This is a genomic window from Absicoccus porci (assembly GCF_003725415.1).
Lineage (GTDB): Bacteria > Bacillota_I > Bacilli_A > Erysipelotrichales > Erysipelotrichaceae > Absicoccus > Absicoccus porci.
Genome location: NZ_RJQC01000002.1, coordinates 346371 through 360103, shown reverse-complemented (window position 1 = coordinate 360103; position 13733 = coordinate 346371). Strand labels below are relative to the sequence as shown.

General features: G+C 34.6%; 18 protein-coding genes. 15 read left to right on the top strand and 3 right to left on the bottom strand.

Going from position 1 to position 13733, the window contains the following annotated elements:
* The first annotated feature begins 195 nt into the window (after nucleotides 1-195).
* Nucleotides 196-294, top strand: coding sequence for a DUF1667 domain-containing protein (locus tag EDX97_RS06585; protein WP_128520368.1), 99 nt, complete (start codon nucleotides 196-198; stop codon nucleotides 292-294).
* A gap of 220 nt (nucleotides 295-514) precedes the next feature.
* Here the strand turns inward: EDX97_RS06585 and EDX97_RS06580 are convergent, their stop codons facing one another.
* Nucleotides 515-1537 carry a zinc-dependent alcohol dehydrogenase family protein gene (locus EDX97_RS06580; RefSeq protein ID WP_128520367.1) on the bottom strand — a complete coding sequence of 341 codons (1023 nt, stop codon included), beginning with the start codon at nucleotides 1535-1537 and terminating at the stop codon, nucleotides 515-517.
* 184 nt (nucleotides 1538-1721) lie between these two features.
* On the opposite strand from EDX97_RS06580, the gene EDX97_RS06575 reads away from it, so the two are divergent.
* Nucleotides 1722-2264, top strand: a complete 543-nt coding sequence (locus tag EDX97_RS06575) for a hypothetical protein (protein ID WP_128520366.1) — start codon at nucleotides 1722-1724, stop codon at nucleotides 2262-2264.
* A gap of 64 nt (nucleotides 2265-2328) precedes the next feature.
* Here the strand turns inward: EDX97_RS06575 and EDX97_RS06570 are convergent, their stop codons facing one another.
* Nucleotides 2329-3096: a MurR/RpiR family transcriptional regulator gene (locus tag EDX97_RS06570; RefSeq protein WP_183164300.1), complete on the bottom strand. Its 768-nt coding sequence runs from the start codon at nucleotides 3094-3096 to the stop codon at nucleotides 2329-2331.
* A gap of 484 nt (nucleotides 3097-3580) precedes the next feature.
* Between EDX97_RS06570 and EDX97_RS06565 the strand changes: the two genes are divergently transcribed.
* The 13 genes from EDX97_RS06565 (at nucleotide 3581) to EDX97_RS06505 (ending at nucleotide 12968) form a co-directional block, all read left to right on the top strand.
* On the top strand, nucleotides 3581-4324 hold the full coding sequence (locus tag EDX97_RS06565; RefSeq protein WP_128520364.1) for a PTS mannose/fructose/sorbose/N-acetylgalactosamine transporter subunit IIC: 744 nt from the start codon (nucleotides 3581-3583) through the stop codon (nucleotides 4322-4324).
* A 2-nt stretch (nucleotides 4325-4326) separates the two neighbouring features.
* A complete protein-coding gene (locus EDX97_RS06560; RefSeq protein WP_128520363.1) occupies nucleotides 4327-5145 on the top strand; it encodes a PTS system mannose/fructose/sorbose family transporter subunit IID in 819 nt (272 codons plus the stop codon).
* 75 nt (nucleotides 5146-5220) lie between these two features.
* Nucleotides 5221-5901: a ribulose-phosphate 3-epimerase gene (locus EDX97_RS06555; protein WP_245978016.1), complete on the top strand. Its 681-nt coding sequence runs from the start codon at nucleotides 5221-5223 to the stop codon at nucleotides 5899-5901.
* Nucleotides 5898-6302 (top strand): PTS sugar transporter subunit IIA, encoded by a 405-nt coding sequence (locus EDX97_RS06550; RefSeq protein WP_128520362.1) that lies wholly within the window; start codon nucleotides 5898-5900, stop codon nucleotides 6300-6302. The genes EDX97_RS06555 and EDX97_RS06550 overlap by 4 nt, the downstream gene beginning before the upstream one ends.
* A gap of 2 nt (nucleotides 6303-6304) precedes the next feature.
* Entirely contained in the window at nucleotides 6305-6781 is a 477-nt protein-coding gene (locus tag EDX97_RS06545) for a PTS sugar transporter subunit IIB (RefSeq protein ID WP_128520361.1), read from the top strand.
* Nucleotides 6782-6798: 17 nt separating this feature from the next.
* Nucleotides 6799-7854, top strand: coding sequence for a galactitol-1-phosphate 5-dehydrogenase (locus EDX97_RS06540; RefSeq protein ID WP_128520360.1), 1056 nt, complete (start codon nucleotides 6799-6801; stop codon nucleotides 7852-7854).
* Nucleotides 7855-7864: 10 nt separating this feature from the next.
* Nucleotides 7865-8149 carry a hypothetical protein gene (locus EDX97_RS06535; RefSeq protein ID WP_128520359.1) on the top strand — a complete coding sequence of 95 codons (285 nt, stop codon included), beginning with the start codon at nucleotides 7865-7867 and terminating at the stop codon, nucleotides 8147-8149.
* Between the two features lie 3 nt (nucleotides 8150-8152).
* Nucleotides 8153-8707, top strand: coding sequence for a phosphoheptose isomerase family protein (locus tag EDX97_RS06530; protein ID WP_245978014.1), 555 nt, complete (start codon nucleotides 8153-8155; stop codon nucleotides 8705-8707).
* A 15-nt stretch (nucleotides 8708-8722) separates the two neighbouring features.
* On the top strand, nucleotides 8723-9778 hold the full coding sequence (locus EDX97_RS06525; RefSeq protein ID WP_183164299.1) for a galactitol-1-phosphate 5-dehydrogenase: 1056 nt from the start codon (nucleotides 8723-8725) through the stop codon (nucleotides 9776-9778).
* Between the two features lie 74 nt (nucleotides 9779-9852).
* Complete coding sequence (locus tag EDX97_RS06520; RefSeq protein WP_128520357.1) at nucleotides 9853-10281, top strand: PTS sugar transporter subunit IIA domain-containing protein; 429 nt, start codon at nucleotides 9853-9855, stop codon at nucleotides 10279-10281.
* 48 nt (nucleotides 10282-10329) lie between these two features.
* Nucleotides 10330-11376, top strand: coding sequence for a zinc-dependent alcohol dehydrogenase (locus tag EDX97_RS06515; RefSeq protein ID WP_128520356.1), 1047 nt, complete (start codon nucleotides 10330-10332; stop codon nucleotides 11374-11376).
* An 8-nt stretch (nucleotides 11377-11384) separates the two neighbouring features.
* Nucleotides 11385-12251: a class II fructose-bisphosphate aldolase gene (locus tag EDX97_RS06510; protein WP_128520355.1), complete on the top strand. Its 867-nt coding sequence runs from the start codon at nucleotides 11385-11387 to the stop codon at nucleotides 12249-12251.
* Between the two features lie 141 nt (nucleotides 12252-12392).
* Nucleotides 12393-12968 carry a histidine phosphatase family protein gene (locus EDX97_RS06505; RefSeq protein ID WP_128520354.1) on the top strand — a complete coding sequence of 192 codons (576 nt, stop codon included), beginning with the start codon at nucleotides 12393-12395 and terminating at the stop codon, nucleotides 12966-12968.
* Nucleotides 12969-12971: 3 nt separating this feature from the next.
* Here EDX97_RS06505 and EDX97_RS06500 read toward each other — a convergent pair whose 3' ends face one another.
* The gene (locus EDX97_RS06500; RefSeq protein WP_183164298.1) at nucleotides 12972-13733 is read right to left on the bottom strand and encodes a DeoR/GlpR family DNA-binding transcription regulator; all 762 of its coding nucleotides are present in this window, start codon (nucleotides 13731-13733) and stop codon (nucleotides 12972-12974) included.

Below are 13733 nucleotides of genomic sequence, written 5' to 3'. Positions count from 1 at the left end.
CGATTTGATGAATACTTAGAACTTCAAGCAGAAAAGAATGTGCAATAAGAGACTAATTTATTGAATTAATTAGAATATAACAAAAATGTCGATCATGATCTTGATATGATTGACATTTTTGTTTTTAATGACTAATACTTACCAATCCGAGAATTGTTTTTGCATAAGTCATGAATTTAGTAAAGCTTTGCTATCATGAAAGAAATGAAAACACCGGTTTATCGAGGGGATGTCGTGGAAACCAACATTTGTGGTTCTGGTGCTGATTTAGTGATCACTAAAGCTGTAGTCTAAGCTTCATATATATATCAAAATATACTTTTCTGTCTTAGGGAAGCTTTTAGGGCTTATCTTTTTTATGAGCAAAAAGCCAGAGATGATATTACTATCTCTGACTGAATTTATTTATAGGAATAAACCACCAAGCTTATATCCTAAAAAGAGAAGAGCTGCAAATAATACTACACCGATTATATTTATAAAAATTTTCTGTTTTCTTTTTTTCATATAATTATTAATTTTCTTTTCCACTCATTCTAACAAGGACTTTTCCTTTGTTGAAGTAGGTTTTAGTAGCTAGTTCTTTTGGAACTTCTTCAGGATCCATAATCTTTACAATGATGTCATCACAATGAATTTGATCATGTGATAATAAATTGATCGCGCGTTGCGTTGTGTGTGGATTTACAAAACTTGTTTTGATAACTAATTCTTTTTGGAATGCATTATATTGATTAAATACAGGCGGATTATTAGGATCACCTAGCCCAAATAAAACAACAGTTGCCCCTTTTCCAGCATATTCGAAAGAGTTTTCGATTGTATTTTTTAAACCGACGCACTCAATAACATGTTGAACGTTTTCAATGCCAGCGTCTTTGACCACTTGATTGACATTTTGTGTGGTTGGATCAATGAATAATGTGGCACCTAATTTCTTTGCGAGCGGTTCTTTTTCTTTTACAGGTTCAACAACAATAATATTTGAAGCACCAGAAATTCTGGCAAGTTCAACCATCATGGATCCTATAGATCCCATGCCTACAATAAGTACAGTATCTCCTGTTTTAACTTCTGCCAAATCCATGCCATGAATACTACAAGATAATGGTTCTGTTAAAGCAGCGTGCTCCATGGATAAGGAGTCTGGAATTTTATATACATTTGATTCAGGAGGACAAATATATTCGGCAAATCCTTTGACTACACCACGTGAATTTTCGCATAAATGGGTTTTTCCATTTTTACAATAATAACAATGACTACAACTCCAGTTTGGATCTGCAACGACACGGTCACCAACTTTGAAATTTGTTACTTTTGAGCCTACATCCACCACTATACCACTTGCTTCATGTCCTAATACTACGGGTGGAATAACAGGACGTGATCCACCCATCCCATTAAATTTGTGAATGTCTGTTCCACAAATTCCACAATAACTTACGGCAATTTTAACGCAATCTTCTCCCATTGGTGGTTCTTTAAAATTAGATACTCTTGCATCATGTTTTCCAAAATATACTACAGCTTTCATTGATTGAAGCCTCCTTCTGGTTGCGTTATAACATAAAAAAATCTTGAAAATAAAGAAGGTGGAAGTATTATGAAAAGGATTTTATAAAATGTATTTTTTATATGGAAGTTGTAAATGTTTTCATTTACAAACGCTTACATAGACTAAAAAATTAGATATAATTGTGCTGAAAAAGGTGAATAGAATGAAGAATCAAAAATATAAACTAAGCGGGAAAAATATATATAGAGATGCACGAGGAAGAGCTATTTACTATGTGCCAAAAGAAAAGCGTGCTTATCAAATTAAAGAAAATCAGGAAGGATTGTTTCAAACTTTACAACTTCGATATTATCTTGTTTTTGTTATTGGATTGTTAATTTATTTTACAATTGTTCCGAATTTATTGATTTCTATTGTTGTACCATGTATTTTATTTATATTTTTGGAATATGAATATCGAAGTGTGTTAAAAAATTCTGTGCAAATAGAAAATTATAATATGAAAAAAAATCATACGAAAAAGTATGATTTCGATGAAAAGGATATAGAAGAGAAGAATTCTTCCTTGATTGTCAAAATGATATTTTTTATCGTTATTGGAATATTATTGATTATCAATTCTTTTATTTCAAAGGATATTGCATCTTCAAGAATAGCCATTTTTGGTACTTATTTAGCTGCTTTAATATCATTTTATTTTAGCTATAGAGTATTTAAAATGTATTACTATAAGAATCATTTATAAAAATCAGTTCTATCCCTGTTTAATGTGAGATTCTTCATATTAAATGGTCGGTAGAGCTGATTTTTTATTCATATAATGCAAGATATTCTGTGATTGTACGTGTAATTATCATTAAAGACAGTCGAGAAGTTTGTGACATGATAGATGTATTTACAATGTTTTCTGTATGCCCAATTATTGTGATATCAGATATGCCCTGTAAACTTGTGCCTTCCTTACAAACACATGTAACCACTTTTGTTCCTGTATGTTTAGCGCGATTGGCCATGTCAAATAAAACTGGTCTAGTATTTAAAGTGGTGATGATAAATACTAAATCGTTTTGTTTTACTAGATTACTGCGTTTTAACCAAACTTCGTCAGCCATAAGGATCGGGGTGTATCCAAGCATTAAGAGTTGTTCTTGAAATTCTTGCGCAACCATGGCGGATGATCCAAGAGCACACAAGATAATACGATTTGCTGATTTTATAAAATCAATAACTTTTAATATATCTGTTATTACAATATTGTCTATGGTATACATGCATTCACGGTATGATTTGGCTAGTATCTGGTTGACGTTACCAATATCTTCGTTTTTCTTTTCATGATCATCTTCTGAGGGAGATTTATTGATTGATATACTATAGCGTAATTCAGAAATCCCACCAGAAAATCCCATTTTCTTAATCGCACGAGAGACGGTTGCCGTTGATGTAAAAGTACGGTTGGCAATCATTGTAATTGAGAATGATTCAACTTTATTTTCGTGAGTTTCAATATAGTCAATAACTTTTTTTTCGGAATCAGACAATTCACGATATAAATCTGTATTTAACATCAAAGACATGAAAACTCCTTTTCTAGGATTAAATCCAATGTGATGTGTTGAATAAATACTGCATAATAGAATAAATAGGCCGTTTTCAATTATGCAATTCAATTTATGATTGTTATACATAATATATAATAAAACAATTAAAATTTCTATTTTGAGAATAGTAACAGGCTTTTAAAAATATAGTATATATGTCTGAAATGACGGATTGAATCACATATATCATCTATATCATTGACGGAATATTTTGTAAAGGTTTTCAAAAATCAGAAAATATGACAAAAATATGAAAAAGAATTGAATGAAATCGTATTCCAAAGATGGAAATGATTCATTATGATATAAACGTAGATCGGAGAAAAGAATTCTAAAGAAGGGAGGAAACAAAATTAGGTATATACAATCATTAAGAAAGGTTAGCAAGTACTTGATGATTGTCGAATAAGAATTTTATTTCTCCCTGTATACATAATAACAGAAAAGGAGACAGAAATTTATGATTTTATCAGCAATTTTAGTGGCATTGCTGGCAACAGGTAGTCAATGGTGGTTCAACCATTTGATTACAAGAACTTGGTTATATCCATTATGGTCTGGTTTCTTAGTTGGAGTGTTCATGGGACAACCAATCTTAGGCATGAAAGCAGCAGCATATATTCAATTGACTTATTTAGGATGGATCACAGCAGGAGGATCTATGCCTGGAAACTTGATGGTTGCAGGTATTTATGGAACTGCTCTGACGATTATTTCAAAGGCAGATCCGCGAATGGCTGTTACATTTGCAGCAGCATTATCGTTAATAGGTATTGTACAGAATACAGCGTATATGACAATCAATGCATTTTGGGTACATCGTGCTGATAAATATTTGGAAGAAGGTAACTTAAAAGGTGTACGCCTGATGAATTATTTGCCATCTGGAATCTTGTCCTTGCTATTGTACGGTTTACCAGTATTCTTGATGATTGTTTATGGAGCAACCTGGTCACAAAATATGATTGCTTCAATCCCTAAGAGCTTAGCGAATGCTTTAAACTTAGTTGCATCCATTATGCCAGCTTTAGGTATTGGTATGTTATTGAACTACATTGGAAAGAAAAAACTTATTGGTTTCTTCTTCTTGGGCTTCTTCTTAACCGTGTACTTCAAATTGGATACGATGGCTTGTTTCGTCTTCGCATCATGCGTTGCTGCAGTTATGTATTACTTCCAAAATGATACAGAGGAGGCAGAATAATTATGGCAGAACATCATTTGACACATAAGGATTTAGTTAAGGCTTGGGTATTGTCCTATTCAAGTGAAACTTGTTATAACTACGAACGATTGCAGGCTTTGGGGCAGACGAACCAGATGATGTCTGTAGTCACAAAACTATATGACACCAAAGAAGAACAAGTTGCAGCGTTAAAGAAATACATGGAATTCTTTAATACTGAACCTTCTTGGATTGGTACTGTTATTCATGGAATTACGATTTCAATGGAGGAGCAGAAAGCCAATGGTGCAGCTATTGAAGATGAAGATATTATTTCTCTACGTACTGGTTTGATGGGACCTATGGCAGGTATTGGTGATACAGTTTCTCAAGCTGTTGTTTATCCAATTTTAGCAGGTATTTGCTGTCAATTTGCATTACAAGGAAATATTGCAGGACCGTTGCTGTTTGAAATTGTTTATAAAGCATTGATGATTTTCTTTGGATATAACTGTTTCATGATGGGTTACAAACAAGGAAAACAAGCAATTGTTTCATTGTTACAATCTGGAACCTTGGATAAAATTACTGAAGCCTTTAGTATCATCGGTCTCGTTGTTGTCGGAAATATGGCTTATTCTCGTGTTGCTGTTAAATGTCCGCTAACTTTCAGATCCGGAGAAGTAAAGGTTGTTGTTCAGGATATGTTTGACACCTTGTTGCCTGGTGCTATTCCATTAATCATTACTTTGCTGGTATGGCGTATGGTAAATAAGAAAATGAATCCTACTTTAATTATTTTAATCATCTTTATATTTGGTATTGTTTGTTCATATTTAGGAATTTTATCGGCGGCATAAACATAAAAGAATTAATTAAGCTATGATATTACCTCAAATGAATGTCATAGCTTGATTATTTAAAGGAGGATTAGAGTGAAAGAAGTGAAAATTTCTCCATCAATCATGTGCTGCAAGGTAGAAGAATTTAAGCCATATCTTGATTTATTTGCAAAAGTGAAATTAGATAGTATCCACTTTGATGTAATGGATGGGCACTTTGTTGATAACGTGATGTTGGGAGTTACAACATATAATGATGTAAAGCGATTAAGTGATTTACCAGTGGATATGCATTTTATGTGTACTAATCCAGAAAAGTTTATTGATATGTATCACATTATGGAGGGAGACAAAATTTCTTTTCATCCAGAAACGACATATCAACCATACAAATTGCTGCAATCCATACATGAACATGGTTGTAGTGCTGGTTTGGTATTAAATCCTGGAACACCATTAGGATATTTGGAAGAATGTATTGATTTGATAGATTATGTAACGTTAATGACAGTAAATCCGGGTTTTGCCGGGCAGAAAATGGTTCCGTCAGCACTCGAAAAAATTGAACGGACTCGAAAATTATTAGATGAAAATGGAAAAGAAAATGCAGATATTGTGGTAGATGGTAATACGACCATGGTAAATGCCAAAGCAATGAGACAAGCAGGAGCTAATGTATTTGTTGTTGGGACTTCAAGTATCATTACTGGATTGGATACTTTTGAGGAAAATTATCGTAAATATAAAACAGAATTGGAAGTGGTTGATTTGTGATAGGATTAGTATTTGCTGGACATGGTAAATTTCCAGAAGGATTGCGTAATAGTACAGAAATGATATCTGGAGAAATGATCCAAACAGAAGTAGTATCACTAATGCCAGAAGATGATCCTTCATCCTATGGTAAGCGATTAGAAAAAGCTGTCAATAGAATGGATACAGGAGATGGAGTTCTGGTGTTAGCAGATTTAAGAGGAGGAACACCATTTAATCAAAGTTTAATGTTATGTCAAAAGAAGCATATTTATATTGTTGTTGGTATGAATTTACCATTGGCATTAACGGCAAATTTGAATCGAAATGAAGATACTACTCTTGATGAATTAGCTCAATGTTTGATAGATGCTGCACCAGACAGCATAGACTTAGTGAAATACACTTACGAGGGGGAATAAATATGGAAAAAAATTTATTGTTTGTACGTATTGATGATCGTTTGATTCATGGACAAGTCATGACATCGTGGATGAAAATCATGCCCGCTAAGCAGATTATCGTTGTTGATAATAAAGTGGCAAAAGATGATTTTATGCTTTTTGTATTACAAAATGCTGCACCGAAAGGTGTAAAAGTAATAGCATTAACGGAAGATGATGCAATTACTAAGGTGAAAGAAGGACTTAAAGTTCCAACGTTTATTTTAGCGAAAACACCATTGAGCTTGAAACCTTTAGTTGATGCAGGTTTAGATATTAATGAAATCAATGTTGGTGGAATGGGAATGAAGCAAGGACGTGAAAAGCTATATAAAAATATTTCAGCTTCTGAAGAAGAAAGAGAATGCTTTAAGTATTTTGATGAAAAAGGAATTCGTGTATATATTCAAATCGTTGCGACTGCAGCCGCGATTGATGTGAATGGATTGTTAAAGTAAATGGAAAGTGTGAATAAATGAAAGCATTGAGTTTATATGCAGTCAATGATTTTCGATTAGTAGATTTACCGGTTCCAGAACCGAAAGGAGAAGAAATTCTCTTAAAAGTTGGAGCTTGTGGAATTTGTGGTTCGGATATTCCTCGTGTATATAAATTAGGTACTCGTGTCAATCCTGTTGTTTTAGGCCATGAATTTGCAGGTGAAGTAGTTGCTGTTGGTGATAAAAAAGATAAAGATCTGGTTGGAAGAAAAGCAGCTGTTTTTCCATTGATCCCATGTAAAAAATGTGATTCTTGCGAGATTGGAAATTATAATCAATGTCAGAATTATGGATATTTAGGATCTAGAAATAATGGTGGTTTTGCACAGTATTGTTTAATTCCATCTAGATGGCATTTGGTATTAGCGAATGATGATGCAAATCTTGAACATTTGGCAATCACTGAACCGGCTTGTGTTGCACAGCATGCAATTCGTAAAGGTCGTGTTACTGCAGGCCAAACGGTTGTTGTTTTAGGTGCAGGGCCAATTGGCATTTTGATTGCACGCTGGGCTAAACTTTTTGGAGCTAGCCAGGTTGTTTTGACCGAAATTAATGAAGAAAAAGAAGCTTTCGCAAAAGAAAGAGGATTGACAGTGATCAATTCGCTGAAGGAAGATGCTAAGCAGATTATTGATCATTTGACAAATGGTCGTGGGGCCGATGTCGTGATTGAAGGAACAGGATCTTCTGGAGGAATCAACGATGCTTTACAAATTGTAAGATATGGAGGAAACGTGGTTTGGATGGGAAATCCATCAAACGATACCACGATCAAACTACAAAATCATTCTACATTATTACGAAAGGAATTGAATATGTATGGTATCTGGAATTCAGCTTATTCAAATACACCAATCAATGAGTGGAAATATACGGTAGAAATGATTCAAAATGGAAAGTTAAAAGTAGATGATTTAATTACACATACCGCAGGCATACAGGATATGTTGAAGCTTTTTGATCAAATTCATGACCATGAAATTACTATATGTAAAGCAATGTATAGCGCAAAACTAGATAAAGAGTAGGAGAATTAAAATGGTCAAGTATAAATATGATTTTACACAGTTTATAAATGAGCACCAAAGCGAAATTTTTGGTAAAGAAAAGAATTTTCTTGGCCATTCATATGTAAGTAAATATAGAAAACAAATTAATGCGTTAAATATAAAGATGAATGAAGTTATCAATGCATATGGAACAAAAGATAAAAAATTTTTACTTGGTCTATTTTCCATGGCAATTAGCCAAATTAATAAAATGATAAAACCCAATGTAAAACTATATGAAGATGATTTCTATGCATTGTTTGATAAGGAGTAGATATTGGATTCAAATAAAGATATAGTGCTTGATGAATTAAATAAGGTATTTGACACTATTGATAATTCTCAAGTTGATCAGATGGTGGAAATGATTTGCGGGGCGAAAAAAGTGTTTTTTGTTGGTGTCGGACGTGTACTACTGATGCTGCAAGCATGGGAAAAACGATTGAATCATTTAGGAATTGATGCCTATTATGTTGGTGAAATTAATGAACCAGCTATCACTTTCGATGATATATTAATTGTTGGATCTGGGTCCGGAGAAAGTATTTTTCCACTATCAATAATTAAATTAGCGAAGAAATATGGAGCTCAAACGATTCATATTGGCTCTAATAGTGAAAGTTCAATGAAACCATATGAAGATTTGTTTGTGCGCATTCCATGTCAAACTAAACTATATTTAAAGGATGAAATACATTCGGATCAAATAATGAGTAGCTTATTTGAACAGAGTTTGCTGCTTTTGGGTGACATGGTTGCTATGAAAATCGTTCAAAAAAAAGATATAAAAGATTTACATTTGTTGTGGAAAAAACATGCAAACTTAGAGTAGGATAATAAAAATAAAATGATGAAAGCTAGTGTTTTACATGGTATTGATGATTTAAGATATGAAGATGTTGAAATACCCACTATCGGGAATGATGATGTATTAGTTAAAGTAAAGGCATGTGGAATTTGTGGATCAGACGTTCCTCGGGTGCTAAAAACGGGAACATACCATTTTCCAACGATTCCAGGCCATGAATTTGGCGGTCAGATCGTAAAAATTGGGAAAAATGTAGATTCAAAATGGTTAAATAGAAATGTTGCGGTGATTCCATTAATCCCTTGCCATGAATGCAATCAATGTGAAATTGGAAACTTTCAATTGTGCGCAAATTATGATTATTTAGGATCTCGAAATGATGGTGGTTTTGCGGAATATTGTCGAGTTCCTAAAGATAATTTAGTTTTAGTGCCAGATGGGGTAGATTTTGAATGTGCTGCTATGTTAGAACCGATTACGGTAGCTCAACATGTAGCATCTAATATCGGCATAGATTATGGTGATGATGTTGCTATATATGGATTAGGCGCAATTGGAATCTTTATTGCACAATGGGCCAAAGCGATGGGGGCTAATCATGTATTTGCGATTGATCTAGATTCAAAAAAGGTAGCAATTGCTAAAAAAATTGGATTGACGGATGCGATTTGTTCAAAGGAAGTTGATCCTAAAAAGATTATCTTTGAGAAAACCAACAAGCAGGGAGTCGATTCTGTTTTTGAAGCGAGTGGATCTGAATTTGTATTTAATGAAGCTATATCATTATTGAAGCATAATGGTAAACTAGGGCTAGTAGGTCGCCCTATAAAACCTCTTCAAATCCAAGTAGATACTTTTGAAAAGATTTTAAGACGTCAAATTACGATTAAAGGAACATGGGCTTTCGAAATGAAAAATACCCCTCATAATGCGTGGGATATTTCATTAGAAGCACTACGAGATGGAAAGATTGTTGCTAAACCAATTATTTCATCTAGATTACCTCTGTCTAAAGTTTATGATGGCATTCGTATCATGGCAGATCATACAGAGTTCTTCTATAAAATCCTAGTGGAACCTGAATTAGACGAATAAAAATAATTAATAAAACTAAGCAAATTGCAAAGTGGAATATTAAGTAAGATAATATTCATAAATGGAGGATACTTATGATAGGAATGATTATTACTGGACATGGAAATTTTGCTTCTGGATTAACTTCAAGCGCAGAATGGTTCATTGGTAATTTAGATAATTGCGTAACTGTTGATTTTCATATTCAGGATGCCCCGGAGGTTTTTTATGACCATCTATTGGCAACGGTTGAATTTCTAAGCTATTGTGATTCTATCATAGTGTTATCTGATTTAGTTGGTGGTGTGCCTTTTCAATTAAGTGCTCAAATTGCTAATGAAAAGAAAAACATGCAAGTTGTTGGTGGAACCAATATGGGCATGCTTATTGAGATTGCTGTAGCTCGACAAGAAGAAGGTATGACCGTTGAAAAACTAGCCGATATTGCTGTGCAAATTGGTCAACAACAAGTCGCAAAGTTTAATTTTGATGAAGTAAAAGATGACGAAGAGAATAAAATTTGAGGAAGCTTGATAGCTTTCTTTTTCTATAAAAGGAGATATTTAATAAAAATGAAAGCGTGTATTTTAGAAGCGCCACATACATATAACATTAAAGATATTCCTGTTCCGGAGCCAAAAGATGGTGAAGTATTGTTACGCGTATTGACTGCATCTATTTGTGTCAATGATGTCAGGGATTATAATGGAGATAATAATTTTTCATATCCACATATCGGTGGACACGAATATTCAGCAGTTGTTGAAAAGTTAGGACCTAATGTAAATGAGAATCTAATTCATGTTGGCGACCATGTGATTAATGACACTACGGATGAATGTGGCATTTGTGACGATTGTAAGTTTGGTAATGAAAATATTTGTGACGAATTCACCAAAGGGCCCGCTTATTTTAATTCAAATGGATATTCTGGTTTCTTCGGATTTTCAGAATATGTTGTAGTAAAAGCAAGCCATATATACATATATCCAAAAGAAACTCCATCGGATATTGCAGCATTAACAGAACCATTAGCCTGTGTCATCAATAGTATCCAGCGTACACCTATTAAAATGGGCGATGATGTCGTTGTTCTTGGTAGTGGTGCCATGGGATTGTTACATGTATTATGTGCCAAACAACAAGGAGCACGGGTAATTGTGAGTGAAGTCAATCCAGAACGTGCAGCTTTTGCTCGTCAATTGGGTGCCGATGTAACGATCAATCCAATGGAAGCGGATGCCGTAGAACAAATCAAAAAACTAACCCATGGACGTGGAGCTAATGTTGTCTTTAATACCACAGCTATTCCTGCTGTAGCAGCCCAAGCCATTGAGATGACTGCAAAAACAGGTTCCTGCAATATGTTTAGTTCTATTCATCCAAATGATCCTATCTTAGTGAATGCTGGACGCATTCATTCAAACGAAATTTATGTAACAGGTACTCAGAATGGAACAAGAGAAACTTATCGTCGTGCCTTGAATTGTATTTGTAAATCAATCATTGATGTGCGACCTTTAATTTCACGTGTATATAAACCGGAAGATATTGTTGAAGCTCTAGAATATGCTGCAAGTCCAGAGTCATACAAAGTATTGATTGAATTTTCAAAATAGGAGGAACCATGTTAGCGGATTTAAATGAAGTATTTCAAATCGCAAATGAAAAGAAGATTGCGATTGGTGCATTCAATGTAGTTAATTTTGAGCATATTCAAGCTATTTTAGAAGCAGCTGAAAAACTGAATATGCCAACCATTTTAGCATTTGCCCAGACCCACGAAGAAAATGATATTGCCTATCTCGAAGAGATGGGCCCTGTCATGGTTTTGATGGCCAAACGCGCAAAAGTACCTGTTGTCGTCCACTTGGATCATGGTGTAGATCTGGACTATATTGAAAAAGCTTTGAAATTAGGATTTACTTCCATGATGTTTGATGGTTCTTCTTTGCCATATGAAGAAAATGTTAAGATGACTCAAAAAGCAGTGGCGCTTGCCAAGAAATATGGAGTAACCATTGAAGCAGAAATTGGCAAAATGGCAGGAATCACCTTAAATAATGAAGGAATTACCGAAAATCGTAAATCGGATCGTAGCATGTATACCGATCCAGCCGAAGCTAAGGATTTTGTTGAAAAAACCGGAGTGGATTGTTTGGCTGCTTCTTTTGGAACCGTACACGGCGAATATTTTGCCGAACCAAATCTAGATTTTGCATTGGTCAAAGAACTCAGTGAACAAACCGGTGTGCCAATTGTGATGCATGGCGGCAGTGGGGTATCCCATGAAGACTATAAGAAAGTCATTGCCAATGGAGTTCGCAAGATTAACTACTATACCTATATGGATAAAGCCGGTGGCGATGCCGTATCGAAACAAGGCCCATATAAGATGTTTAGTGATGCTGCCAAAGTTGGACGTATTGCCATGGAAAAAGATGTAGAATCTGCGATGCGATGCTTTGTGAATATGGATGAAAATATCAAATGATAAATAAAAATTGAGCTTAAATTACAATTTTGTGATCACTAAAGATGTAGCACAAGCATAATAAATATATTTCAATATACTCTTCTGTCTAAGGGAAGTTCTTTTGATGGCTTCCCTTTTTTATATGATAGAATAATGTATATGAAAATATGGATCACACGACATGGGCAAACCAATTTGAATAAAAAACATTTGATGCAAGGAAGAACCAATGAGCCTTTAAATGATACAGGGCGGATGCAAGCAAGAGAAGCAAGAAAACGAATTGAACCCATTCACTTTGATGCAGTTTATGCGTCTCCTTTAGATCGAGCCATTGAAACGGCATGCATTATTGGTGATGTTCCAAAAGAACAAGTGATCATTGATGAGCGGATCATGGAGATGGAATTTGGTCGATATGAATTAAAAAAATATACAGGCATGGGATTGAAAATGACATTGTTTTGGTTGTTGCCAGAAGTGTTACCAAGTCCGAAAACAGTGGAAACAATTGATTCTTTGGTTTCTCGTAGTTCTGCTTTTCTATCGGAAATGGAACAAAAAGACTATGACAATGTATTGATCGTGTGTCATGGAGGCATCATTCGTGCCCTTCGTGGTTATATGGAAGATCGAAATAATGGCATTCGATGGCGACCAAAACCTAAAAATTGTGAAATCATTGAATATGAATCGATTCATGGAAAGCATCGTAAAATTGCCGATTATAAATAGCTGTCATTGAACAGCTTTTTTTATGAGAACTTGATTCTCAAGCAGAGCATCTTCCATTTCGCTGGATAGATGATTTGTGATCAATTGATCGATATCATATAAATCGAATACTTTATAGAAAGACGTATTTAAGAATTTCGAATCATCCATTAAAAGAATGGTTTGTTGGGCATGGGCATGCATACATTGTTTTAAATCAATATCAATATTGGATTGACTTGTGATGCAGTGCGTATCCATGGCATTGGCCGATACAAAAAACCAATCCGCAAAGCGAGATTGAATAAAGTGGCTAGCTTCTGCGCCGATAAGACAAGCATGATGCGGATCATATTGACCACCAACCAATTCCACATGGACATGTGGATGCTCATGGAATGATTGGGCAATGTATAATCCATTTGTTACAACATTTAAATGCATATCTTTGGGAATAGCTTTCACAAAGCAATATGCCGTACTACTAGAGTCAATAAATAAGGATTCACCATCGGATAATAATTTGACAGCTTCTTTGCCAATGGCTTCTTTTTCTTCCATATGTTCATGATTGCGTAACGCAATAGGAGATATATCACTTTCCGGATGGATAAAGGTAACACCACCATGAGTCCGACGTACTTGGCCATCGGCTTCCATACAGGATAGATCACGTCGAACGGTAGGTAAACTTACATAAAGCCGTTTTGCGAGCTCGTGGATTGAAATATATTCTCGAGTTTGCAGAATGGAAAGGATTTTTTGTCGTCGTTCATTTGGTACCAT